At 69.3% G+C, this 20,128-nt stretch carries 19 protein-coding genes and 2 pseudogenes; 10 read left to right on the plus strand and 11 right to left on the minus strand.

Translation table 11 applies throughout. The features are described from left to right. Positions 1-55: 55 nt before the first annotated feature. Entirely contained in the window at positions 56-1,438 is a 1,383-nt protein-coding gene (locus ACFVWD_RS12970) for a S1 family peptidase (protein WP_389595749.1), read from the minus strand. Between the two features lie 115 nt (positions 1,439-1,553). After that, complete coding sequence (locus tag ACFVWD_RS12975; protein WP_389595751.1) at positions 1,554-2,384, minus strand: SAM-dependent methyltransferase; 831 nt, start codon at positions 2,382-2,384, stop codon at positions 1,554-1,556. A 138-nt stretch (positions 2,385-2,522) separates the two neighbouring features. Between ACFVWD_RS12975 and ACFVWD_RS12980 the strand changes: the two genes are divergently transcribed. Next, positions 2,523-3,281: a type 1 glutamine amidotransferase domain-containing protein gene (locus ACFVWD_RS12980; RefSeq protein WP_389595753.1), complete on the plus strand. Its 759-nt coding sequence runs from the start codon at positions 2,523-2,525 to the stop codon at positions 3,279-3,281. A gap of 25 nt (positions 3,282-3,306) precedes the next feature. Here ACFVWD_RS12980 and ACFVWD_RS12985 read toward each other — a convergent pair whose 3' ends face one another. Then, on the minus strand, positions 3,307-4,653 hold the full coding sequence (locus ACFVWD_RS12985; RefSeq protein WP_389595754.1) for an NAD(P)/FAD-dependent oxidoreductase: 1,347 nt from the start codon (positions 4,651-4,653) through the stop codon (positions 3,307-3,309). 229 nt (positions 4,654-4,882) lie between these two features. Between ACFVWD_RS12985 and ACFVWD_RS12990 the strand changes: the two genes are divergently transcribed. From ACFVWD_RS12990 to ACFVWD_RS13000, 3 genes are all read left to right on the plus strand, one after another. Continuing rightward, the gene (locus ACFVWD_RS12990; protein ID WP_389595756.1) at positions 4,883-5,521 is read left to right on the plus strand and encodes an HAD family acid phosphatase; all 639 of its coding nucleotides are present in this window, start codon (positions 4,883-4,885) and stop codon (positions 5,519-5,521) included. A gap of 44 nt (positions 5,522-5,565) precedes the next feature. Then, positions 5,566-5,952, plus strand: a complete 387-nt coding sequence (locus ACFVWD_RS12995) for a PPOX class F420-dependent oxidoreductase (RefSeq protein WP_389595757.1) — start codon at positions 5,566-5,568, stop codon at positions 5,950-5,952. Positions 5,953-6,557: 605 nt separating this feature from the next. Beyond that, entirely contained in the window at positions 6,558-7,526 is a 969-nt protein-coding gene (locus tag ACFVWD_RS13000) for an SDR family NAD(P)-dependent oxidoreductase (protein WP_389595759.1), read from the plus strand. A 41-nt stretch (positions 7,527-7,567) separates the two neighbouring features. Here the strand turns inward: ACFVWD_RS13000 and sigJ are convergent, their stop codons facing one another. From sigJ to ACFVWD_RS13015, 3 genes are read right to left on the minus strand one after another with little or no spacing between them, the layout of a single operon-like run. Then, complete coding sequence (sigJ, locus tag ACFVWD_RS13005) at positions 7,568-8,500, minus strand: RNA polymerase sigma factor SigJ (RefSeq protein ID WP_389595761.1); 933 nt, start codon at positions 8,498-8,500, stop codon at positions 7,568-7,570. Between the two features lie 7 nt (positions 8,501-8,507). Beyond that, positions 8,508-9,329, minus strand: coding sequence for an SDR family oxidoreductase (locus ACFVWD_RS13010; protein ID WP_389595763.1), 822 nt, complete (start codon positions 9,327-9,329; stop codon positions 8,508-8,510). Then, positions 9,326-9,751 (minus strand): hypothetical protein, encoded by a 426-nt coding sequence (locus tag ACFVWD_RS13015; RefSeq protein ID WP_389595765.1) that lies wholly within the window; start codon positions 9,749-9,751, stop codon positions 9,326-9,328. Before ACFVWD_RS13015 ends, ACFVWD_RS13010 begins: the two co-directional genes overlap by 4 nt. A gap of 635 nt (positions 9,752-10,386) precedes the next feature. Between ACFVWD_RS13015 and ACFVWD_RS13020 the strand changes: the two genes are divergently transcribed. From ACFVWD_RS13020 to ACFVWD_RS13030, 3 genes are all read left to right on the plus strand, one after another. After that, positions 10,387-10,911, plus strand: a complete 525-nt coding sequence (locus ACFVWD_RS13020) for a hypothetical protein (protein WP_389595767.1) — start codon at positions 10,387-10,389, stop codon at positions 10,909-10,911. Positions 10,912-11,266: 355 nt separating this feature from the next. Further along, positions 11,267-12,247 (plus strand): polysaccharide lyase family 1 protein, encoded by a 981-nt coding sequence (locus ACFVWD_RS13025; protein WP_389595769.1) that lies wholly within the window; start codon positions 11,267-11,269, stop codon positions 12,245-12,247. 32 nt (positions 12,248-12,279) lie between these two features. Then, the gene (locus ACFVWD_RS13030) at positions 12,280-13,086 is read left to right on the plus strand and encodes a pectate lyase (protein ID WP_389595771.1); all 807 of its coding nucleotides are present in this window, start codon (positions 12,280-12,282) and stop codon (positions 13,084-13,086) included. Positions 13,087-13,148: 62 nt separating this feature from the next. Here the strand turns inward: ACFVWD_RS13030 and ACFVWD_RS13035 are convergent, their stop codons facing one another. Together ACFVWD_RS13035 and ACFVWD_RS13040 are read right to left on the minus strand one after the other, a co-directional pair. Continuing rightward, a complete protein-coding gene (locus tag ACFVWD_RS13035) occupies positions 13,149-13,574 on the minus strand; it encodes a Zn-ribbon domain-containing OB-fold protein (protein ID WP_389595773.1) in 426 nt (141 codons plus the stop codon). Between the two features lie 133 nt (positions 13,575-13,707). Continuing rightward, a complete protein-coding gene (locus ACFVWD_RS13040) occupies positions 13,708-14,382 on the minus strand; it encodes a TetR family transcriptional regulator (RefSeq protein WP_389595905.1) in 675 nt (224 codons plus the stop codon). 467 nt (positions 14,383-14,849) lie between these two features. Between ACFVWD_RS13040 and ACFVWD_RS13045 the strand changes: the two genes are divergently transcribed. Both ACFVWD_RS13045 and ACFVWD_RS13050 read left to right on the plus strand, forming a co-directional pair. Beyond that, positions 14,850-15,791 carry an LAETG motif-containing sortase-dependent surface protein gene (locus ACFVWD_RS13045; RefSeq protein ID WP_389595775.1) on the plus strand — a complete coding sequence of 314 codons (942 nt, stop codon included), beginning with the start codon at positions 14,850-14,852 and terminating at the stop codon, positions 15,789-15,791. A 228-nt stretch (positions 15,792-16,019) separates the two neighbouring features. Then, positions 16,020-17,201 (plus strand): annotated as a pseudogene (locus tag ACFVWD_RS13050) (enolase C-terminal domain-like protein); the annotation flags it as partial. 188 nt (positions 17,202-17,389) lie between these two features. Here the strand turns inward: ACFVWD_RS13050 and ACFVWD_RS13055 are convergent. After that, entirely contained in the window at positions 17,390-18,127 is a 738-nt protein-coding gene (locus ACFVWD_RS13055) for an SDR family oxidoreductase (RefSeq protein ID WP_389595907.1), read from the minus strand. A gap of 93 nt (positions 18,128-18,220) precedes the next feature. On the opposite strand from ACFVWD_RS13055, the gene ACFVWD_RS13060 reads away from it, so the two are divergent. Next, on the plus strand, positions 18,221-19,060 hold the full coding sequence (locus ACFVWD_RS13060) for a LysR family transcriptional regulator (RefSeq protein WP_389595777.1): 840 nt from the start codon (positions 18,221-18,223) through the stop codon (positions 19,058-19,060). Here the strand turns inward: ACFVWD_RS13060 and ACFVWD_RS13065 are convergent. Both ACFVWD_RS13065 and ACFVWD_RS13070 read right to left on the minus strand, forming a co-directional pair. Next, positions 19,059-19,133 (minus strand): annotated as a pseudogene (locus ACFVWD_RS13065) (GNAT family N-acetyltransferase); the annotation flags it as partial. The gene ACFVWD_RS13060 and the pseudogene ACFVWD_RS13065 sit on opposite strands and share 2 nt — an antisense overlap. Before the next feature lie 39 nt (positions 19,134-19,172). Continuing rightward, complete coding sequence (locus ACFVWD_RS13070) at positions 19,173-20,114, minus strand: MerR family transcriptional regulator (protein WP_389595779.1); 942 nt, start codon at positions 20,112-20,114, stop codon at positions 19,173-19,175. Between the last annotated feature and the right edge of the window lie 14 nt (positions 20,115-20,128).

Here is a 20,128-nt window from a genome sequence, read left to right on the forward strand (position 1 = left end):
GGGCGTGACTCCTGGTTGCGAATCTCCGCCCCGTTCCCCGTCCGCAGCCCCGGCCTCAGCCCCAACTCTGCGAGTACTGCCGTCGGTAGCGGTTGCGATCCTGTTCCGTGCGGATGTACCGCGTGGCGACCAGCGCGATGATGCTGCCGGCGATGACCAGCAGCCCCGGACCGATGTTCTGCGGGTCCGTGAGGCGGGTGAGGAGCGGTTCGGAGGGGCCCGAGCCGACCGCCTGGACCGAGCCGGGCGCGGCGGATCCCGGCACGACGGCCGCGCCCTGCGAGGACGCGGGGGCGGGGGACGACTGGGCGGTGGCTCCCGCCGCGCCCTGGGCCGCGGCCCCCGGTCCGGTCAGTTTCACCCCGAGCGCCGTGAGCGCCTTGGTGATCGGCTGGAAGAACGTCGTACCACCCGCGGTGCAGTCCCCGTTGCCCCCTGAGGTCACGCCGAGCGCGATGCCCTCGGAGAACAACGGACCGCCGCTGTCGCCCGGTTCGGCGCACACATTGGTCTCGATCAGACCGGTCACAGTGCCCTCGGGGTAGTTGACCGTCGCGTTGAGCGCCTTCACCTCACCGTCGTGGAGTCCACTGGTGCTGCCGCTGCGGAAGACCCGCTGGCCGACCGTCGCATCGGCGTCGCCGATGATCTGGACGCCCTTGCCGCCCCCGATCGAGACGACGTTGTTCCCGGTGTCGTTCTGACCGTTGTTGTACTGGATGAGGGAGAAGTCGCTGCCGGGGAACGCCGTGGTGACCGTCTGCCCCAGCTGCTTGGCGCCCTGGTTGTCGCCGAACCAGACGGACCCGGCCGGCCCGCAGTGCCCGGCCGTCAGGATGAACTCGTTGCGCCCGTTGGTCACGTTGTAGCCCGCCGAACAGCGCCCGCCGGTCGAGAACATCGGCAGGGCGGCGTTGAGCCGTGTGGTGAACGTGCCCTCGGTCCGCTCCATGCGGACCGAACTGCCCATGCTCTCGCCGAGCTTCTTCATCCGGGACCAGTCGGCGGCGGAGACGGTGCGGTCGGCCTGCACCACCACCTCGTTGTGGACATAGTCCATGGCCCAGGCGGTGCCCGCGACCCGTGGCGCCGCCTTCAGCGCCTTCGTCACGGAGTTGAGGTCCTCCATGCTGTGGCTCACGACCTTGGGGCGGGCGCCCGCCGTCTTCACCTCGGCCGCCGCGGCCGAGTCGGTCACCGCGACCACAGGGCGCCCGTCGGCGGCGATCCAACTGCCCGCCGTACGGGAGGTACCGAGGGTCGACACCAGGCCCGCGCCCTTGCCCGCGGCGGCCAGGGTGGCGCTCTGGGGGGCACGTGACGCGGCGGACGGCTCGCTCGCCATGGCGTGCGTCACCATCAACCCTCCGCAGAGGACCCCGCCGACGGCCGCGAGTCGCGCCCCCCGTCGGACGATCCGTCGTCGTGCGTGCCTCATGCATGGGCTCCCGAAGCCGTACGGTGCGGCGTCGACGCCGCCGGGGCTCCGGTCGTGAGCCCTCCTTCCATACGTGCGCCCGTGCCCCCGCGTTCACCCTCGGCCGTTCTCCGGTTCAGGGTTTGCGGCCCACCCCGCCGAACATGGCCACTTCCGCCGGTTCGTCCCCGTCCGTCGCCTCCGGCCGCCAGCGCGAACAGGAGACGACACCGGGCTTCAGGAGATCGAGACCGTCGAAGAACCGGGTGATCGCCTCGGGGGTGCGCTGGGTGATCCAGGGTGTGCCGTGCTGGTTCCAGTAGGAGACGGCGGCATCCACGTCCGGCATCGCCGGGCTGGTGATCGTGTGCGAGAGGACCAGATGGCTCCCCGAGGGCAGCCCCTCCAGCAGTCGGCGCACGATGTCGTACGCCTCCACGTCGTCGCCGATGAAGATGACGACCCCGAGCAGCATCAACCCGACCGGCTCGCTCAGGTCCAGCGTCCTCGCGGCGCGTTCGAGGATGGCGTCCACATTGCGAAGGTCCTCGTCGAGATGGTCGGTGCGGCCCTCGGGGGCACTGGTGAGCAGGGCGCGGGCGTGCGCCAGGACCAGCGGGTCGTTGTCGACGTACACGATCCGGGCGTCCGGGGCGAACCGCTGCGCCACCTCGTGCGTGTTGTCCGCGGTCGGCAGGCCGGTGCCTATGTCGAGGAACTGGCGTGTTCCGCACTCGGCGACCAGATGGCGTACGGCGCGTCCCAGGAACAGCCGGTCCGCCCGCGCGTAGTCGCCGATTCCCGGGTGCAGTTGACGGATCCGCTCCCCGGCCGCCCGGTCGACCTCGTAGTAGTCGCCACCGCCGAGCCAGTAGTTCCAGATCCGGGCCGTGTGCGGGCGCGTCGTGATGATCCGGCTGAGCACCTCCTCGGCGGGGAGGTTCGAGGCGGCCGGGTTCTCGGGCACGGAATCAGCTCCTGGGCATTTCCTGAGATGACGTGGCAACCGGCAATGTAGGCGTCAACAAGTCGGCGGGAAAGGGAAGTTGCCACTCTCTTGTCGGCCGTACCAGTGGCAACCCCGGGGGCCTGCCATGATGTGCGCATGCGCGTGCTGATGCCGGTCCCCGACCGCGACTTCGATGTCACTGAAGTGGCCGTTCCCTGGCGGATCCTCACCGATGCGGGGCACGAGGTCGTGCTCGCCACCGAGCACGCGGGCACCCGGCCGGCGGCGGACCCGCGGCTGCTGACGGGGGTGCTCTTCGGACAACTGGGCGCCGCCGAGGAGCCCCGGCGCTTCTACGAGCAGCTCACCGGGGCACCTGAGTTCACCACCACCGTCTCCTGGGCCGAGGCCGATGTCATGGAGTACGACGGCCTGCTGCTGCCCGGCGGACACGCACCCGGCATGCGGCAGTACCTCGGCTCGACGGCGCTTCACCAGCAGATCGCCCGCTTCTGGGCCCTCGAACGGCCCGTCGGCGCGATCTGCCACGGCGTCCTGGTGCTCGCCCGCGCCCGCGACCTCACCACCGGCCGCAGTGTCCTGGCCGACCGGCGCACGACTTGCCTGCCCAAATACATGGAACGCACGGCCTACTTCACCACCGCCTGGCGCCTCGGCCGCTACTACCGCACTTATCCGGCGTACGTCGAGGACGAGGTCAGGGCGGCCCTCGCCGACCCGGAAACGCAGTTCGCACGCGGCCCCCGCACCCTGACCCGGCGCGGTACCGCCGCCGACGACACGGACGCGTTCGTCGTCGAGGACGGCCGCTACCTCTCGGCCCGCTGGCCGGGTGACGCCTACCTCTTCGGCCGCCGCTACCTCGCTCTGCTGAACAGCACCACCGAACGATGACCAGGTCCTGTCCACCCGACAGGCCTCAGCGGCGCATGCGGGCGGCGACCTCCTCCGGCGTCAGGTACCTGTCGGTGTGCTCGAATTCCCGCAGGGTCCCCTTCCGGTCGGCGAGGAAGCCGGTGCGCACGAAGTCGTCGCCCGCCACCGCGTTGAGGAACCAGTTGGTGGCCGTACGGATCCGGGCCGTGCCCGTGCGCAGCGCGTACAGGTGGTATCCACGGGCCACGACCTGCGCGGGCACGCCCTTGAGACCGATGCCGAGCGGCTTGGACACCGCGTCGTGGCCGCCGAGGTCGACGACCAGGCCCAGGTCCTTGTGCTTGTACGGCGTCATGGGCTGCCCCCGCAGCACCGCCGCCAGGTTCTTCGCCGCGTGCCGGCCCTGCCGGGCGGCGTGCTGCGCGGTCGGCGGGCAGTAGGAACCGTCGGCCCTGGCCAGGTCGGGCACGGCGGCCGCGTCGCCCAGCGCGAACACCCCGTCCAGGCCCGGCACCTTGAAGTCCGTCTCGGTGAGGACCCGGCCGCGTACGGTCTCCGCGCCCAGCGAGTCGACCAGCGGACTCGCCGCCACACCGGCCGTCCACACCAGCGTCCGTGACGGCAGTACCCGGCCGTCCGTGAGGGTGATCTTGCCCTCCGTGACCGAGGCGACGGTCGTCTTGAGGGAGATCTCCAGTCCGCGCTCGCTCAGCAGGCGCAGCGCACTCGCCCCTAGCTTGTCACCGAGCTCCGGGAGCAGCTTGGGGGCGACGTCCACCAGGTGCCACTTGATGAGCCCGGGATCCAGTCGCGGGTGGTAGCGCTTCGACGCGGCGGTGGTCAGGCGCTGCAGGCAGGCCGCGGTCTCGGCGCCCGCGTATCCGCCGCCGACCACGACGAACTGTAGTCGCGCCGCCCGCTCGTCCTCGTCCGACGTGGCCGCGGCCAGGTCGAGTTGGGCGATCACATGGTCACGCAGATACACCGCTTGGGCGAGCGTCTTCATTCCGCGCGCCTCGTCGAGGAGACCGGGGATGTCGAAGGTGCGGGTCACGCTGCCCGGGGTGAGCAGCAAGTAGTCGTACGACAGATCGACGAACTCCCCCGTGATCTTGCGTACGACGCACCTCTTGGACGCGGGATCCACGCCGATCACCCCGCCCGGCAGGAACGTCGTGCGCCTCAGGATCCTGCGCAGCGAGGGGGCCACGGACTGCGGGGTGACGACACCGGCGGCGACGTGCGGCAGCAGCGGCAGATAGAGCTGATAGTCGGTGGGGCTGACCAGGGTGATCCGGGCGTCACCCGGCTGAAGTGCGTGCTCGAGCCCGCGTGCGCACTCGACGCCGGCGAACCCGCCGCCGACGATCACGATGTTCGGTGCGTCCATCCCAGCTGCCTCTCTCCGTGTGCCGACATCGCGGCCCGCCGCCCGCGAGCCCAGGCTCACACGGGATGACCCTGGGTGCCACCCCGCGTCGGAGGGGAGGGCAGCGGCCACGAGTTCTTCTACCGATCAGTAACTTCCTCTTCCCTTCTCGTACATCCTTAGGCACGATCATTTGTCCAGCGGCGACGGTCGAGGCACCTCGCCGCTCCGACGTGAAAAGGGGACGAGCATGACAGGACGCGGTGTGGGGCGCCGGATCGGCGCGGTCTCGGCGGTCGTGGCGCTGGGCATCGGGGGGACGGTCACCGCTGCGGGGACCGCCGCCGCGGCTCCGGCCCAGACGGCGGTGAGCGCGACGGCGACGACGGCCGCGGTCGACTACGCCACCTGGCAGAGCGACGTCAAGGCGGTCATCGACCAGGCACGGCCCTACGTCGAGCAGCGCACTGCGAACGCCGCAGGGCAGAAGCTGGCCCTCGTCTTCGACATCGACAACACCACGCTGGAGACGGACTTCCACCCGTGGTACGAGCTGCCGACCCCGGCGGTCAAGCCCTCGCTCGACCTCGCCCGCTACGCGCGCTCCCGCGGCGTCGACATCTTCTTCATCAGCGCACGTCCGGGCATCATCTCGTCCTTGACGCAGTGGAACCTGACGAGCGTCGGCTACCCGGTCTCCGGTCTCTACACGCGCGACCTGCCCGATCTGTTCGACGAGGTCAGCGCCTACAAGACCAGCAAGCGCGCGGAGATCGAGTCGCTGGGCTACACGATCATCGCCAATGTCGGCAACAACGACACCGACCTCGTCGGTGGCCACGCCGAGCGCACGTTCAAGCTGCCGGACTACAACGGCCAGCTGTCCTGAACGGGCGGCCTGGACTCCCGGCCGTGACTGCTTAGACTTCCCGCATGGACGAGACGAAGCTGGACGCGCTCGGTTCGAGCAAGTTCCTGCTGATCACGAGCTACCGCAAGAACGGTACGGGGGTGGCGACGCCCGTGTGGGTGGTCCGCGACGGTGCGGCGCTCGGCGCCTGGACCAGCGCGGACTCTTGGAAGGTGAAGCGGATCCGCAACCGGGCCGACGTTCTGGTGGGTCCGTGCGACGCGCGCGGCAATCCGACCGGCGAGCAGGTCCCCGCCACGGCGGAGATCCTCGACCCGGCCGCCACCGCGCGCTACCGGCAGCTGATCGCGGGCAAGTACGGCATCATCGGCCGTCTCACCCTCTTCGGCAGCCGTCTGCGGCGGGGCGAGGGCGGCACGGTCGGGATTCGCATCTCCGTGACCACGTGAGGAGGGGGTGAGGGCCCGGCCACCGCCGGGGCAACTCACCTGTACGGGGCCGAAGTTCATGGAGAACTTCGGCCCCTCGTCCGAGTCGTGGTTCCGGTCCCAGGACAGGATGTAGTTGCTGTCCGGATAGAAGTAGTTGTCCAGGAACTGCTGTCGCGTGGTGCGGACGACGAAACTCGTACCGTGGTCGAAGGTGCCGTCCGGGCGCAGACAGCCGAAGGTGCGCGCGGTGTCGGCGTTTGCGGCGAATGCGCCGCCCACGCTGGTGAGTCCGGCCGGATGGCCGGGCTGGTAGCGCAGGTTGTGCAGGACGACGTCGAGCTTGAAGCCGCCGCAGCCCGGGGTCGGGTCGTAGTCGTGGTGGACGACCAGGCACTTGCGGTCGCCGAAGTAGGCGGTGGGGTCAGGGTTGTAGTGATGCGGCACCGTCTGCCTGTAGAACCTGACGCTGGCCGAGACGCCTCCGTCGGTCGGTGTATGCCTGGTTGCCCGGTGGGTGGGGTTGTCGGGGGCCTGTCGGGGTTGTCGGTGCCGTGTAGGTGATCTGTCAGCCGCTGTTGCGACCTTGAGCCGTCCCGTCGCAGCGAGCACCAGGAGCCTGCCCCATGTCGCCCACGTCGCCCATGTCGTCCATGTCCCGTACCCGGTCATGGGATGTCCGTCGGCTGCCGCGTGCCGACGGCAGCACCATTCTGATCACCGGCGGCAACGCGGGCATCGGGTATTTCGTTGCCGAGCAACTCGCCGGGACCGGAGCCACCGTCGTCCTGGGCAGTCGGGATCCGGCGAAGGCCGAAGCCGCCATGGGCTCGATCCGATCCCGCGTCCGGGGTGCGCGGCTGCGCCATCTCCGGTTGGACCTAGCTGATCTGGCGTCGCTCAGGACCTCGGTGGACTCGCTGGAGACGGAGCGCCTCGACGCGGTGGTCTGCAACGCCGGGGTGGCGCTCGACGAGCCGCCGCGCCGGTGGACCGGGGACGGCAACGAGCTGATGTTCGGAACCAACCACCTCGGGCACTTCGCGCTGACCCGGTGGCTGGCGCCGCTGCTGTCGGCCGCACCGGCGGCCCGCGTCGTGACGGTCGGCAGTTTCGCGGCGCGGTCCGAGCGGCTGGACCTGGACGATCCGCAGTCCGGCAGGGACTACCGGCCGAAGCGCACCTACGGGCGTTCGAAGCTGGCGCAGATGACCTTCGGATTCGAGCTCGACCGCCGTCTGCGGGCGGCCGGCAGCCCGGTGCTGAGTGTGGTGGCTCATCCCGGCGGCGCGCTGGACTCCCTGACCCCTTCCCGGCCGCCGGTGCATGTGCGCAGTGCCGGTGCACGGCTGCGTGGCCTGCCTGCCGGTCTCCTTGTCCAGGGCAAGGAGGCCGGTGCGTGGCCCGCGGTGCGGGCCGTTCTCGACCCCGGGGTGGGAGGAGGGCAGTTGTGGGGGCCGACGGTCTTCGGCCTGCGCGGCGAGCCGCGGCTCGAACCTGTCCGGGACCACTTCGCCGACGCCCGGGTCGCGGCTCGGCTGTGGGATCTCAGCCGCGACCTGACGGGCGTCGAGCCGAGTTTCGAGCCGCGGTAGACCCACGCGAACGGGACGACCCGGCCGCGCAGATCCGTTCCTCAGCGGGATTCGTAGCCGGTCCAGGCATGGAGCTTGTCGGGGTTGAGGACCATCCACACGTCGGTGATCAGTCCGTCATGGATGTCCACGGCGAGGACGGCGATCGTGGTGCCGGCGATGCGGACGGTGACACCGGGGGTGCCGTTGACGTCCTCCTCGACGAGTTCCACCTCGGGTTCGTTGCGCATGAGGCCGAGGAAGAGGCGGGCGACCTTGTCCCGGCCAATGATCGGGCGCAGGGCGGCGCGGACCTTGCCGCCTCCGTCGCTGCGTGACTCGACGGCGGGGTCGAGGAGCGCGACGAGGGTGTCGAGGTCGCCGGTCCGGCAGGCGTGGCGGAACGCAGTGACGATCTGCCGGTGTTCGTCTGCGGTACTGCTGCCGGGCCGCTGGTCGGCGATGCGTCGGCGGGCGGAGGAGGCGAGCCGGCGGCAGGCGGCGGGGGTGCGGCCCACGGTGTCGGCGATCTCGGTGAACGGCATGCCGAAGATGTCGTGGAGGACGAAGGCCACGCGCTCCGCGGGAGTGAACGAGTCCAGGACCACCAGCATGCCCATGCTGACCGACTCGTCGAGGGTGATCCGGTCGGCAGGGTCGGCCCCGCCCTCATCGCCTGCGCTGGTCCACGCGGCACTGTGCCGGACGGGCTCGGGCAGCCACTCACCGGTGTATTGCTCGCGGCGGACGCGGGCCGAGGCGAGGTGGTCGAGGCAGATCCGGGAGGCGACCCGGGTCAGCCAGGCCAGCGGTGCGACGATCGCCTGCTGTTCCTTCTCGGGCAGGCTGTACCAGCGGGCGTAGGTCTCCTGGACCACGTCCTCGGCGTCCTGCAGGGATCCGAGCATGCGGTAGCCGAGGTTGAGCAGGCGGCGGCGTTCGGCCATGAGGCTGCCGAGGGTGGGGTCCTGGGCGGGTCCCGGGGGTGTGGACACGGGGCCGTCATCCTCCCTGGTGGGCGTGGTGGGCGGTGTGGTGGGTGAGCCATTCGGCGAAGGTCTGGCTGCCGCGGGGGCCGGGTCCGGTGGGGAGCAGGCCGTCGCCGGTCATGGCCGTGCCGGTGGCGCCGGGCATCTTCACGGGCAGCAGCAGCCGGTGCTGGTGGCGGGCCCGCAGCAGACGTCGCGTCATGTCGACGACCTGTTCGACACGCGGTCCGGCGAGTTCGGGGGCCATGGCCTGGGCCGGGCCGGGGACGAGTTGTACGAGGTGCCGCGCGACCTCGCGGGCGGCGACGGGTTGGGTTCGCATCCGGGGTACGACCGCGAGCGGTCCAGGGACCCGGTCGAGGGTCTGCTGGGCGAACTCGTGGAACTGGGTGGCGCGCAGCACCGTCCACGGCGTCCGCCCGCTCCTCAGTACGTTCTCCTGGCGCAGTTTTCCCTGGTAGTAGCCGAGGCCGACCCGGTCGATCCCGACGATCGACAACAGTATGTGGTGGCGGACCCCGGCCTGTTCACCGGCGCCCAGGAGGGCGTGGGCGACGCGGTCGAAGAAGGCGATGGCCTTCTTGCCGCTCGTGGTGGTCACGTTGGTGACGTCGATGACCGCCTCCACGCCGGCCAGGGCCGCGTCGAGTCCGGTGCCGGTCACGAGGTCCACCCCTGTGGACCGGGCCAGTACCACCGGGTGGTGCCCGGCCGCAGTCAGCTCCTCGACCACGAACCGTCCCACCAGTCCGGTACCGCCTGCCACCGCCACCCGCATGCCGGGCTCCTCCTTCGCGCTCACGCTGCCGTTGTCGCCGTTGCGGTTGTGCGTCATCGTGCGCGGTCCTGTCGTGCGGGGAGGGCGGGGAGCAGCAGCAGGGCCGCGAGCAGGATGAGTGCGGCGAGGAAGACCACGTTGAGGATCTGGTCGCGGGTGTTGTACATGTCGAGGTGCTGGACGTGGTAGCTGAAGTGCAGCACGTTGAAGAGCAGCCACACGGCACCTGTGGTCTGCACCAGCCGCGTGTTGTGCGCGGAGCGCAGGGCGATGACGGTCAGGACGGCCAGGGCCAGGAACATGGCTCCGGCGTCCTTGGTGAGGTGTTCGTTGTAGGGGCCCAGCTGGGGCAGCCAGCTCAGTCCGAGGCCGGGGAAGTTCGCGTACCAGCTCGTCGGCGAGCAGTAGGCCCAGATGCCTGTGTACAGCCCGGTCACGGCCAGGAGACCGAGACTGGCGTACCTGATTTTCGAGTTCATACCTCTATGACGAGACAGCCCCCTCGAATGTGAGGGGGGTGCCCCGCCCGGGTGAAGACGGCCGGTGGCGACCGCCCGGGCCATGGCCCCTCCCTCCCCACCGGTGCCGAACTTCGCCGCCTGCGGCAACGCCCTCTTGGTCGATCCGGCGATCGGCCGGGTCGCCACGACGAGGCCCACGACGAGGCCCGCGGCGCCGGCACTGCGACAGGGCCTAGAGGCATTCCCAGGGGCGCGCCCGGTCGTCTCCGCGAGGGCGACGAACTTTCCGTGGCGGGCGGCGACAGACTCGCCGACGCGCGCCTCCTTGGTGGGGAGGCGCCGACAGAGAGTGGTCGGCTTCACTCCGGACCGACCGTGCGTTCCGCCCCCTGCGGCGTCAGGGCCGGGGCCCCGGATCCGTCGGTCGTTTCCCGCACGCGGTCCCCCGACGCCGAGGCGGCTCCGAAGACGTCCCGCGTTGAACAACCAAGCCGGGACCATGACTTCATCCGAAGCTGCCAGGCCATGGATAAACCTTCAATCAAGCGTCTCCCGGTCCGGTCAAAGGGTCTACCCGCATAGACGTTCCCAGTGCTGTCATGCGCACGACCGCCCGGAATTCCTGCCGGGCACCACATCGGGAGACCCCCACGATGTCCCGCATATCCCGCCCCCTCATCACCTCCCTGTCCGCCCTCGCTCTCGCCGCCGCCAGCATCACCGTCGCCACCGGAAGCGCCCACGCCGCGACGTGCAGCCAGGCCTACCTCCCCCTGCCGGACCCCAGCTGTCAGCCCGGCGCCCTCAACCCGGACGTCACCCAGTCCACCATCGACTCCACGATCTGTGTCTCCGGCTGGACCGCGACCGTACGGCCCTCCAGTTCGTACACCACCGCCCTGAAGAAGAAGCAGATCGTCGAGTACGGCTACACCGACACCAGCACTTCGGACTACGAAGAAGACCACTTCGTGCCCCTGGAGCTCGGCGGTGCCCCGAAGAGCGAGCTGAACCTCTGGCCCGAGCCGCACTACGGCAGCAAGACCGCGGCCAACAAGGACACCGTCGAGAACAAACTCAAGAAGGCCGTCTGCGCGGGTACGGTCTCGCTCTCCGACGCCCAGGACGCCATCATCAACGACTGGACCACCGCTCTCTCCGACCTCGGCCTCAGCTGACGCGCCATCCCTCGCGGCGCGGCCGAACAACCTCGCCGGGCCCGATCCCTCTGTGGATCGGGCCCGGCTTCCTTGTGTCACCGAACGGGCGGGGCAGGGGAGTCGACCGGATGTGTTCTGCGCGAAGCGTTGACTAGAAAGCGCTTACCCCTTACGTTTCCCGTTCGGCAGCCTGACCCGCGCCTGACATCTCATATGTGAGACATCAGATCTCCGAGCCGCATCACCTGGGAATGTGCGCACTCCCTGGAGCCGAAGATCCTCGGTGGGAGCGTCATGAGCGCCTCATGCTGTCCGCCATGGTGTACATCGTTCGCGTACATGACCTACGGCACTCCCGAAGGGACGCACCCGCATGCGTACTCGCCCCCCACGAACACGCACCCGCAGACCGGCCCTGGCCACGGCCACCGCGGCCGCCCTGGCCGCTACCACCGCTCTCGTCCTCCCGTCGTCCGCCTCGGCGACCGACAACTCTCCGGTCGGTTTCGGTGCCGGGACCACCGGTGGCGGGGGAGCCACCGCCGTCACCGTCTCCACCCTCGACGCCTTCAAGGCGGCCGTCACGGGCGACACCGCCAAGGTGGTCCGTGTGAACGGCCTGATCACGCTCAGTGGACAGGTCGACATCGGCTCCAACACCACCGTTCTCGGCGTGGGTTCGGCGTCCGGTTTCACCGGCGGCGGGCTGCGGCTGAAGAAGGTGACCAACGTGGTCGTCCGCAACCTGGACATCAGCAAGCCGCTCAAGCCGGCCGACGGCATCACCGTGCAGGCGTCGACGAAGGTGTGGATCGACCACAACTCCTTCTCGTCCGACCGTGACCACGGCAAGGACTACTACGACGGTCTGCTCGACATCAATCACGGCTCCGACTACGTCACCGTGTCCTGGAACACCTTCAAGGACCACTACAAGGGCTCGCTCGTCGGCCACAGCGACAACAACGCGAGCGAGGACACCGGGCATCTGCGGGTGACGTACCACCACAACTGGTTCAACAACGTCAACTCCCGCATCCCCAGCCTGCGCTTCGGCACCGGCCACTTCTACGACAACTACGTCGTCGGGGCGGACACCGCCGTGCACTCCCGCATGGGCGCCCAGATGCTCGTCGAGAACAACGTCTTCCGCACCACCACGGTCGCCGTCACGACCAACCGCGACAGTGACGTCGACGGATACGCCAACCTGCGCGGCAACGACCTCGGGGGAGCCGCCACCGAGATCTCGCAGGTGGGCACCTTCACCACCCCGCCCTACGGCTACACCGCCGAGCCCGCCTCAAGCGTCGTCGCCTCGGTGACGTCCGGCGCGGGCGCAGGAAAGCTCTGACCGCCCCCACGTTCAGAAGGAGGAATCGGGACATGACCTCATCAGTACGCCCGCGTGCCCGACGGCGCGCCCTCACCGGCTCCCTGGCCGCAGTCGGCCTGTCGGCTGTCATGATCATGGCAAACGGCGCCCTGTCTCCGGCGAGTGCCGCCACCTGGCCCACCGCGAACGGCAGTCAGGCGGTCTCGGCCACCATCTCGGTCTCCGGTACCAAGGACTACGGGATGAAGCGGCTCTACGGCACCGGCGACCTGGGCTCCGGCAGTCAGGACGAGGACCAGGGGCCGATCCTGGAGCTGGCCGCCGGCACCGTTCTCAAGAACGTCATCATCGGCGCCCCCGCCGCGGACGGCGTCCACTGCCTGGGCAGCTGCACGCTGCAGAACGTCTGGTGGGAGGACGTGGGCGAGGACGCGGCGACGTTCCTGGGCTCCTCGTCATCCAACGTCTACACCGTCTCGGGCGGCGGGGCGAAGGAAGCCAGCGACAAGGTGTTCCAGTTCAACGGCGCCGGAACGCTGAACGTCTCGAACTTCGCGGTGCGGACCTTCGGTACGTTCGTCCGCTCGTGCGGCAACTGCAAGACGCAGTACAAGCGGGCGATCAACCTCAACGGGATCGAGGCCACCTACAAGGGAAGCAAGCTCGTCGGCATCAACACCAACTACGGCGACAGCGCGACCCTCAAGGCCATCAAGATCGTCGGGGATTCCAGCAAGAAGATCATCCCCTGCCAGAAGTACATCGGCAACAACACGGGGGCCGAACCGACCACGAACGGGACCGGCCCCGACAGCACGTACTGCAAGTACGCGACGTCCGACATCACGTACGGCTGAGGGTTCTCTCCCGGTGACTGAACGAACTGGCAGCGCGCGCCGGTTCGTTCAGCCGCCCCGCATCAACTCCAGCCGCGATAGGGGCCGTCGACGAGCTGGAACACCGGCTGGTCGCGCACCGGGTCCTGGGCGGTGGAGAGTTGGACCCGGTCGCCGCTGTGGACGTCGGCGGGCGCGCCCATCACCCGACCGCGCACAGTGAACCCCTCCGCCATCTCGATGAGGGAGACGTTCCGGGCCGCCGGGGTGTTGCGGTGGACGACGGTGGAATGGCGTACGACGCCGGCCCCCGCACTCGTCTCCGTCCGCAGGTCGCTGCCCGCGCAGACCGGGCAGAGAAGGCGGTGGAACATCGCCGTCCCGCACCAGCGGCACCGCTGGAAGAGGAGAGCGTCCGAGGTCGACGTCCCGTTCGGTGCGGAGTCGCTGCCGAGTATGTCCGTCGCCGATCCGACGCCCGGATGAAGGGCGATTCCTGAGTGGTACACGTGTCATCTCCCTGCACTGGGCCGGAGTCTGAAGTGCCCGGAGCGCCGCGCACGAGCCACAGGGTATGGCACTGAGTGCCACACGTAAAGGCACTCGGTACCCTCAATGAGGAAGTGGGTGCGATTCGGCGTCTCACTCCCGGCCGAGCGCGGACTCGATCTCCCGTACGACGCGCCACATCGGTGCCCCTCGCCGGGAGATCACGACGACCACGTCCTCCTGCTCCTCGGCCCGCGCGTGACCGTCCCCGGGGGAGCTGCCGAACGAGGCCTGCACGTATCCCAGCGCGTGGTCCACGGCCGTGTCGGGATCGCTCTGTCCGTCCGAACGCAGCCAGGAGCGCAGGGCGTTGTTGTGCGCGGCGACCACCGCCGCGGCGATGACGTCGGCCTGCAGGGTGCCGTCGGGCCGGCCGGCGAAGCGGTCGCGCAGATACTCCGCGAGGGCGCGCTCGTAGCGCCAGACGACCGACAACTCGTACGCGCGCAGACCGGGGACCTTTTTGGTGAGGCGGTAGCGCTGCACGGAGAAGGTCGGGTTCTCGGCGTACATGCGCAACACGAGTCGGGCGGCGTCGCACACTCTGCGTACCGGCTCCTCCTCGCCGGTGCCGGCGCCCAGGAACGCCGTCATATCGGTCAGGCAGCGCTCGTGGTCCGGGAAGACCACGCCCTCCTTGGAGGGGAAGTAGCGGAAGAAGGACCGTCGGCCGACCCCGGCGAGCGTGACGATGTCGTCGACCGTGGTCTGCTCGTACCCGCGCTCCAGGAACAACTGGAAGGCCGCCGCGACCAGCGCGTCCCGCATGGGCGGCTTCGCCGTCGTCGTGTCGGGGGTGTCGCCGCCGCGGGGTTCCTCGCTCATGGACGGAACCTAGCATCGCGTGGAAAGCGTGGCACTCAGTGCACATGATCGAGGGAACTGAGTTCCCCCGGTGAAGGTGCTGGTCGATCGCGTGCCCCGTCGGCATCGGCGTCGGCGTCGGCGTCGGCGTCGGCGCTCGGCCTGACGCGGGCGACTGCGGACCGGCCGCCGTCGAGCCACCGCGGAATCGCTGATTCCCTGTGTGTCGGAAATGTGGCGGCACGTGAACTCATTGTGTTTTCAAGGAGGTTGACAGCCCCTGCAGGGTGATCGACTATGTGGTCGAGCTGTGGCCCATCTGACCCTTGGGTCCAGTGTTTCTTCGACCACTCATCCCCGGTGCGGCCCCGGCTGCTGTGCGCTGCCCTGCCGCCGACGACCGGGTCTTGGATCATCAAGATGGGATCTGCATGTCCATAGCGAGACGTGTCACCCTTCGCTGCCTGCTGGGGACGGGCGCGGCGGCCCTCGCCCTCTCCGCGGCCACCACCAGCGCCTGGGCCACGGGTACCCCCGGCGGAGACGGCTGGGACAGCGGCAACAGTGCCTACAAGCCCGGCCAGGGCGCCGGTACGGTGACCGCGGCGGATCGCTGCGAGTTCTCCCTGGACGGGACGAACTTCTACGACTGGGTCCGCGTCGACGACCAGAACCTGAAGCCCACCGAAGACGGCAAGGTGCACATCAAGGTGCGCGCGGCGGGCGACGCCGGGTCCTGCACCGCCTCCCTCGCGGCGTACCGCACCCACGGGGCCACCTTCAAGACCTCCGGTGAGCAGGTCTTCCACGACTTCGACAGTGTCAAGGTCAAGCCGGGCGAGACCGACTCCCTCGACATCGCGGTGCCCGACGCCGGCTGCTACGCGCAGATCGACCTCTACCGCGGCGCCGTGAAGTTCGACGGCAAGCTCGATGCCAAGGACGGCTTCGAGCACGGCGACCTGCCCAAGGGGCCGGACCGCGCGGTCATCAAGGACAAGCTGATCATGGCGTGGAACGGCGGCAAGAAGGACTGCACGGCGCAGCCGCCGAGCACGCCCGAGACGACGCCACCGGCCTCGACTCCGCCGGCCTCCACGCCGCCGGCGGAGACCCCCGGCAGCCCGACCCCGACGACGCCCGACGAGCCGTCGACCCCGGAGACGTCGCCGGCCACCCCGTCGGCCTCCGACTCGACCACGCCGCCGGCTCCCTCGCCGAACGGCGGCCAGTCGACCCCGCCCGGCGACCTCGCGGAGACGGGCGGTGGCAACGCCCTGCCGATCGCCGCCGGCGCTGCGGCTCTGCTCGTGGCCGGTGGAGCGATCACCGTCGTCACCCGGCGTCGACGCTCGACGCGTACCAGCTCCTGACGTCTGTCGTCTGATGTCTGACAGGTGATTTTTGAAATCTGAAATCTGAAATCTGAAATCTGAAATCTGAAATCTGAAATCTGTCATCCGAATCACCGGATCTCGACGACTCTTCGACGGGCCCCGGCACTCACCGAGTACGTGAGCGCCGGGGCCCGTTGCGTGATTCAGATTGATGAAGCGGGCTCACGGACATGAACTAAGTGCGATCGACCCCGACCTGGAGGCAGTCCCGGAGTGCACGAGCCCCTCGCGCTGCGCTGTGTCCTGCAACTCGTCCTGGAGGACGGCACCGTGGGCCTGGGCGAGACCCCCGGCGGCGACGACCGGCTCGAACGGTTGCTGGCCGCCGGGAAGGTGATCGTCGGCATGGACGTCTTCGACACCACGGCCGTCGCCGCCGCCATCGACGCCGCCCTGCTGCCCACCGTGCCCGGCTCCCACGAGCGTGGCTGGATCACCTCCGCCGTGGAGGTGGCCTGCCTCGACGCGCAGGGCAGGCTGACCGGACGTCCCGTCAGCGATCTCCTGGGCGGCAGGGTCCGCGACTCCGTGCCCTTCGCCGCGTACCTCTTCTACAAATGGGCCGAACACCCGGCGCTCGACGGCCGCCCGGCGATCGGCGACGGCTGGGGGGAGGCCCTCGACCCGGCGGGCATCGTCGAACAGGCCAAGGTGATGCGAGAGCGGTACGGGTTCGACTCGTTCAAGCTGAAAGGCGGAGTCTTCCCGCCGGACGAGGAGATCGCCGCGATGAAGGCCCTCGCCGAGGCCTTCCCCGGCAGCCCGCTCCGCCTGGACCCCAACACGGCCTGGACCGTGGAGACCTCGCGGTACGTGGCACGGGAACTGGACGGCGTGATCGAGTACATGGAGGACCCCACTCCCACCATCCCCGGTATGGCCGAGGTCGCCGAGACCTCACCCCTGCCGCTGGCCACCAACATGTGCGTGATCGCCTGGGAACATCTGCGCCCGGCCGTGGAACAGAACGCGATCCAGGTCCTCCTCACCGACCACCACTACTGGGGCGGGTTGCGCCGCCCCCGTGAACTCGCCGCCATCTGTGAGGCGTTCGGCATCGGACTGTCGATGCACTCCAACTCCCACCTCGGCATCAGCCTCGCCGCGATGACCCACGTGGCCGCGACCCTCCCGAACCTCGACCACTCCTGCGACACCCACTACCCGTGGAACTCCGCGGACGACGTGATCGTCCCTGGCACCCTGGAACTGCGCGACGGTGCGGTCAAGGTCCCCACCGGTCCCGGCCTCGGCGTCGAACTCGACCACGACGCCCTGGAGCGCCTCCATCGCCGCTACCTCGACTCAGGCCTGCGCGGCCGCGACGACACCGGTTACATGCGGCGGTTCCACCCCGAGTACGAGCTCCGACTTCCACGCTGGTGACCCGGCGACGCTTCCCGCGCAGGCGACCGGCGACGACAGCGCCGCGGGCGCGCTCGACCACTCCTTGCGCACCATCCAGAAGGCCGTGGACAGGGCGAATCCCGGAGCAGTCATCGCCGCACGGTGCCAGGGGGAGTCCGTGCTTCCTCCGCGCAAGCTGTGTACGGCAACACATCCGTCAGCTCGAATCACCATGGCACGACTCCCTTGTCGTCGAACAGCCGGCCGGTAGGGCCGTCGTCGGGCAGAGCCGCCAACCGGATGGCGATCACCGCGCCCTGCTCAGGGGTCTGGGTACCGCTGAACCCATTGAGGTCGGTGGCCACGTAGCCGGGGCAGGCGTTGTTGATCAAGATGTTGGTGTCGCTCAGCTCCTTGGCGTACTGGATGGTGACGGCGTTGAGACAGGTCTTCGTCGGCGCGTAGGCCCCGCTGATCCCTCCGAGGTCGACACCGGGTGTGGTCTGCAGGGCCAGAGAGCCGACATGGCTGGACTGGTTGACGATCCGCGGGTGCGCCGAGCGGCGCAGCAGCGGCAGCATCGCGTTGGTGACCCGGATGACGCCGATGACGTTGGTCTCCACCAGCCGCCGCACGGTCTCGAGGTCGACGGTTGTGGGCTCCTCCGGCCAACCGCCCGCAGTGCCGGCATTGTTGACCAGCACGTCAAGGCGTCCCGCTCGCTCCTCGATCAGCTGCGCCGCGGCGGTCACGCTCTCGTCGTCGGTCACGTCCAAGGGCACGCCGAACGCATCGGCACCCGCCGCGCGCAGTTTCGCCACGGCGTCCTTCCCGCGCCCCTCGTCTCGAGCGCCGACACCGACGCTCCAGCCCAATGCGCCCAGCCCGAACGCGATCTCGTACCCGATTCCCTTGTTCGCACCGGTGACCAGCGCGATTGTCTTCTCACTCATGACAGCGAGCATGGCCGCGCTTCGACCAGGCACCAACACCATCTCGGTCATGCAGCAATACCTGCGCGACATCGGTCGACCGTCCGCCGGAGTTACTGTGAACGCATGGAGATACGCGAGTTGCGGTACTTCGTCGCCATCGCGGAGGAACTGCACTTCGGGAAGGCCGCCCAACGTCTGGAGATAGCCCAACCGCCCCTGTCCCGCGCGATCGCGCGGCTCGAACGACACCTCGGGGTCACGCTGTTGGAGCGCACCAGCCGCAAGGTCACGCTCACCGAGGCCGGGGCCGTGCTGCTGTGCGAGGGGCGTGCGATCCTCAGCGCGGTGGCCGCAGCCGAGCGGCGTACCCAGCAGGCTGCGCAGAGGCGCCCCCGTCTCGTCCTCGCCGTCAAATCCGGTACTGCCGGCGAGTTGCTGGCCAAACTGCTCGATGCCTACCGTGCGGAGCCCGGCGCGGCCACCGTCGATCTGATGCTCTGTGAGGCGCGTCAGCAACAGAAGTTGCTGGTGGATGGGCAAGCCGATGTGGCTCTGCTGCACTTGCCATTCGATTCGACGGTCGGGCTCGACACCGAAACCCTGTACACCGAGGGACAGGTGGCGATCCTGCCCACCTCTCACTCACTTGCCGGCCGCTCTCATCTCCGGGTGGCCGAGGTCACCGCATTGCCGGAACTTCCGATGGCTCGCTGGCCCGATCCTGGCGGCGGCTACCCGGAGGGACCAGGGGCAGAGGTACGGAACCTGACACAGCTCCTGCAGCTGATCGCGCTCGGCCGTACCACCGTGATCATGCCCGAGTCCGCCGGCGCAGACCTGCGCCGGGATCTCGCCGCCGTGCCGGTCCTGGATGCTCCGCCCGTGACAACGGTGATCGCCTGGCCGTCGCAGAGCCGACTTCGCGCGGTCGCCGACCTGATCCGCGTAGCGGCACGTCTTTGAAGGCCCAGTACGTCAGTGCCTGCGGTGCTCGGGGCGCCACTTCCCGGCCGCGTGCATGCGCCGCGGTCCAGTAGCGTCATGGAATCCCAAGCTGCGGGCGTTGAGGGACGCGTCAGCGAGCTGCCCGTATCCGCAGAGCTGCGACGGACCAGTCGATCACCGGGGCGAGGCGCTCCGGTGCCGGCCACTCGTTGATCAGCGCGACCAGCTGGAAGTACTGGTCCCTGCGCTGATCGCTCGCGGCTTCCAAACGGTGCAGCAGCCACCGGTGCAGCTCGGCGTCATCGGGGCGGCCGTGGGCGAGCGCGCAGTGAGCGGTGAGCGCCGCTACGACAGGACCGGCCTGAGACGAACCCGGGGTGATGCCGCACGCCACGGCTGGTTTCACGAGATCCCGGGCGACGGCGACCATGTCCGGGCGCGGTGGCGTGGTGGGGGTGCCGTCGGGCGGGCCGGCCACATGGTCTTCGGCCAGGCGCCGCAGGCCGGCGCGGAAGTCCGGGTCCAGGGACAGTTCCGCCAGCTCCACCCATGCCCTGACCTGATCGTCTGTGGGGTTGTCGGGGAGCTCGGGTGTCATGGAGCGCCGAGCCGCGGCATGGTGGGAGCCGCTGTGGAGGCCTTCGAAGACGGTGTCGAGGAAGTCGTCGATCAGGCGTCGGCGTTCGGCTTCGGACAGCGTCGCCAACTGGTGCATGAGTTCCATCTCCTTGGGGGTGGGCTCGCGTTCGGCGGCGGCCGTCAGCACCGCCCGTCGCAGACGCAGGACGCTGATCTGTACGTCCAGTGCGGCGGCGTGCTCCGCGGCCACTGCGCTGAGGGTGAGTTCCTGATCCACGACCCGCCGGATCATGTCGAGGCCGAGTCCCAGTTCGCGCAGTGTCCGCACGAGGGCGAGGCGAGCGACGGCATCCGGGGCATAGCGCCGGTAGCCGGCGTGGGTGCGGTCGGCAGGCGCCACGATGCCGCGATCGGAGTAGAACCGGATCGTCTTGACTGTCAGCCCGGTGCGCTGAGCCAGTTCACCGATTGAGTACAGGGTGCCGCCGTCCATGAGCTCACCTTTCT

This window comes from Streptomyces sp. NPDC058086 (assembly GCF_042885015.1).
GTDB lineage: Bacteria > Actinomycetota > Actinomycetes > Streptomycetales > Streptomycetaceae > Streptomyces.

Coding starts and splice junctions, on each gene's coding strand:
- ACFVWD_RS12970 (WP_389595749.1), bottom strand. CDS start 1,438: ATGAGGCACGCACGACGACGGATCGTCCGACGGGGGGCGCGACTCGCG.
- ACFVWD_RS12980 (WP_389595753.1), top strand. CDS start 2,523: ATGCGCGTGCTGATGCCGGTCCCCGACCGCGACTTCGATGTCACTGAA.
- ACFVWD_RS12985 (WP_389595754.1), bottom strand. CDS start 4,653: ATGGACGCACCGAACATCGTGATCGTCGGCGGCGGGTTCGCCGGCGTC.
- ACFVWD_RS12990 (WP_389595756.1), top strand. CDS start 4,883: ATGACAGGACGCGGTGTGGGGCGCCGGATCGGCGCGGTCTCGGCGGTC.
- ACFVWD_RS12995 (WP_389595757.1), top strand. CDS start 5,566: ATGGACGAGACGAAGCTGGACGCGCTCGGTTCGAGCAAGTTCCTGCTG.
- ACFVWD_RS13000 (WP_389595759.1), top strand. CDS start 6,558: ATGTCGCCCACGTCGCCCATGTCGTCCATGTCCCGTACCCGGTCATGG.
- ACFVWD_RS13010 (WP_389595763.1), bottom strand. CDS start 9,329: ATGACGCACAACCGCAACGGCGACAACGGCAGCGTGAGCGCGAAGGAG.
- ACFVWD_RS13015 (WP_389595765.1), bottom strand. CDS start 9,751: ATGAACTCGAAAATCAGGTACGCCAGTCTCGGTCTCCTGGCCGTGACC.
- ACFVWD_RS13020 (WP_389595767.1), top strand. CDS start 10,387: ATGTCCCGCATATCCCGCCCCCTCATCACCTCCCTGTCCGCCCTCGCT.
- ACFVWD_RS13025 (WP_389595769.1), top strand. CDS start 11,267: ATGCGTACTCGCCCCCCACGAACACGCACCCGCAGACCGGCCCTGGCC.
- ACFVWD_RS13030 (WP_389595771.1), top strand. CDS start 12,280: ATGACCTCATCAGTACGCCCGCGTGCCCGACGGCGCGCCCTCACCGGC.
- ACFVWD_RS13040 (WP_389595905.1), bottom strand. CDS start 14,382: ATGCGGGACGCGCTGGTCGCGGCGGCCTTCCAGTTGTTCCTGGAGCGC.
- ACFVWD_RS13045 (WP_389595775.1), top strand. CDS start 14,850: ATGTCCATAGCGAGACGTGTCACCCTTCGCTGCCTGCTGGGGACGGGC.
- ACFVWD_RS13055 (WP_389595907.1), bottom strand. CDS start 18,127: ATGCTCGCTGTCATGAGTGAGAAGACAATCGCGCTGGTCACCGGTGCG.
- ACFVWD_RS13060 (WP_389595777.1), top strand. CDS start 18,221: ATGGAGATACGCGAGTTGCGGTACTTCGTCGCCATCGCGGAGGAACTG.
- ACFVWD_RS13070 (WP_389595779.1), bottom strand. CDS start 20,114: ATGGACGGCGGCACCCTGTACTCAATCGGTGAACTGGCTCAGCGCACC.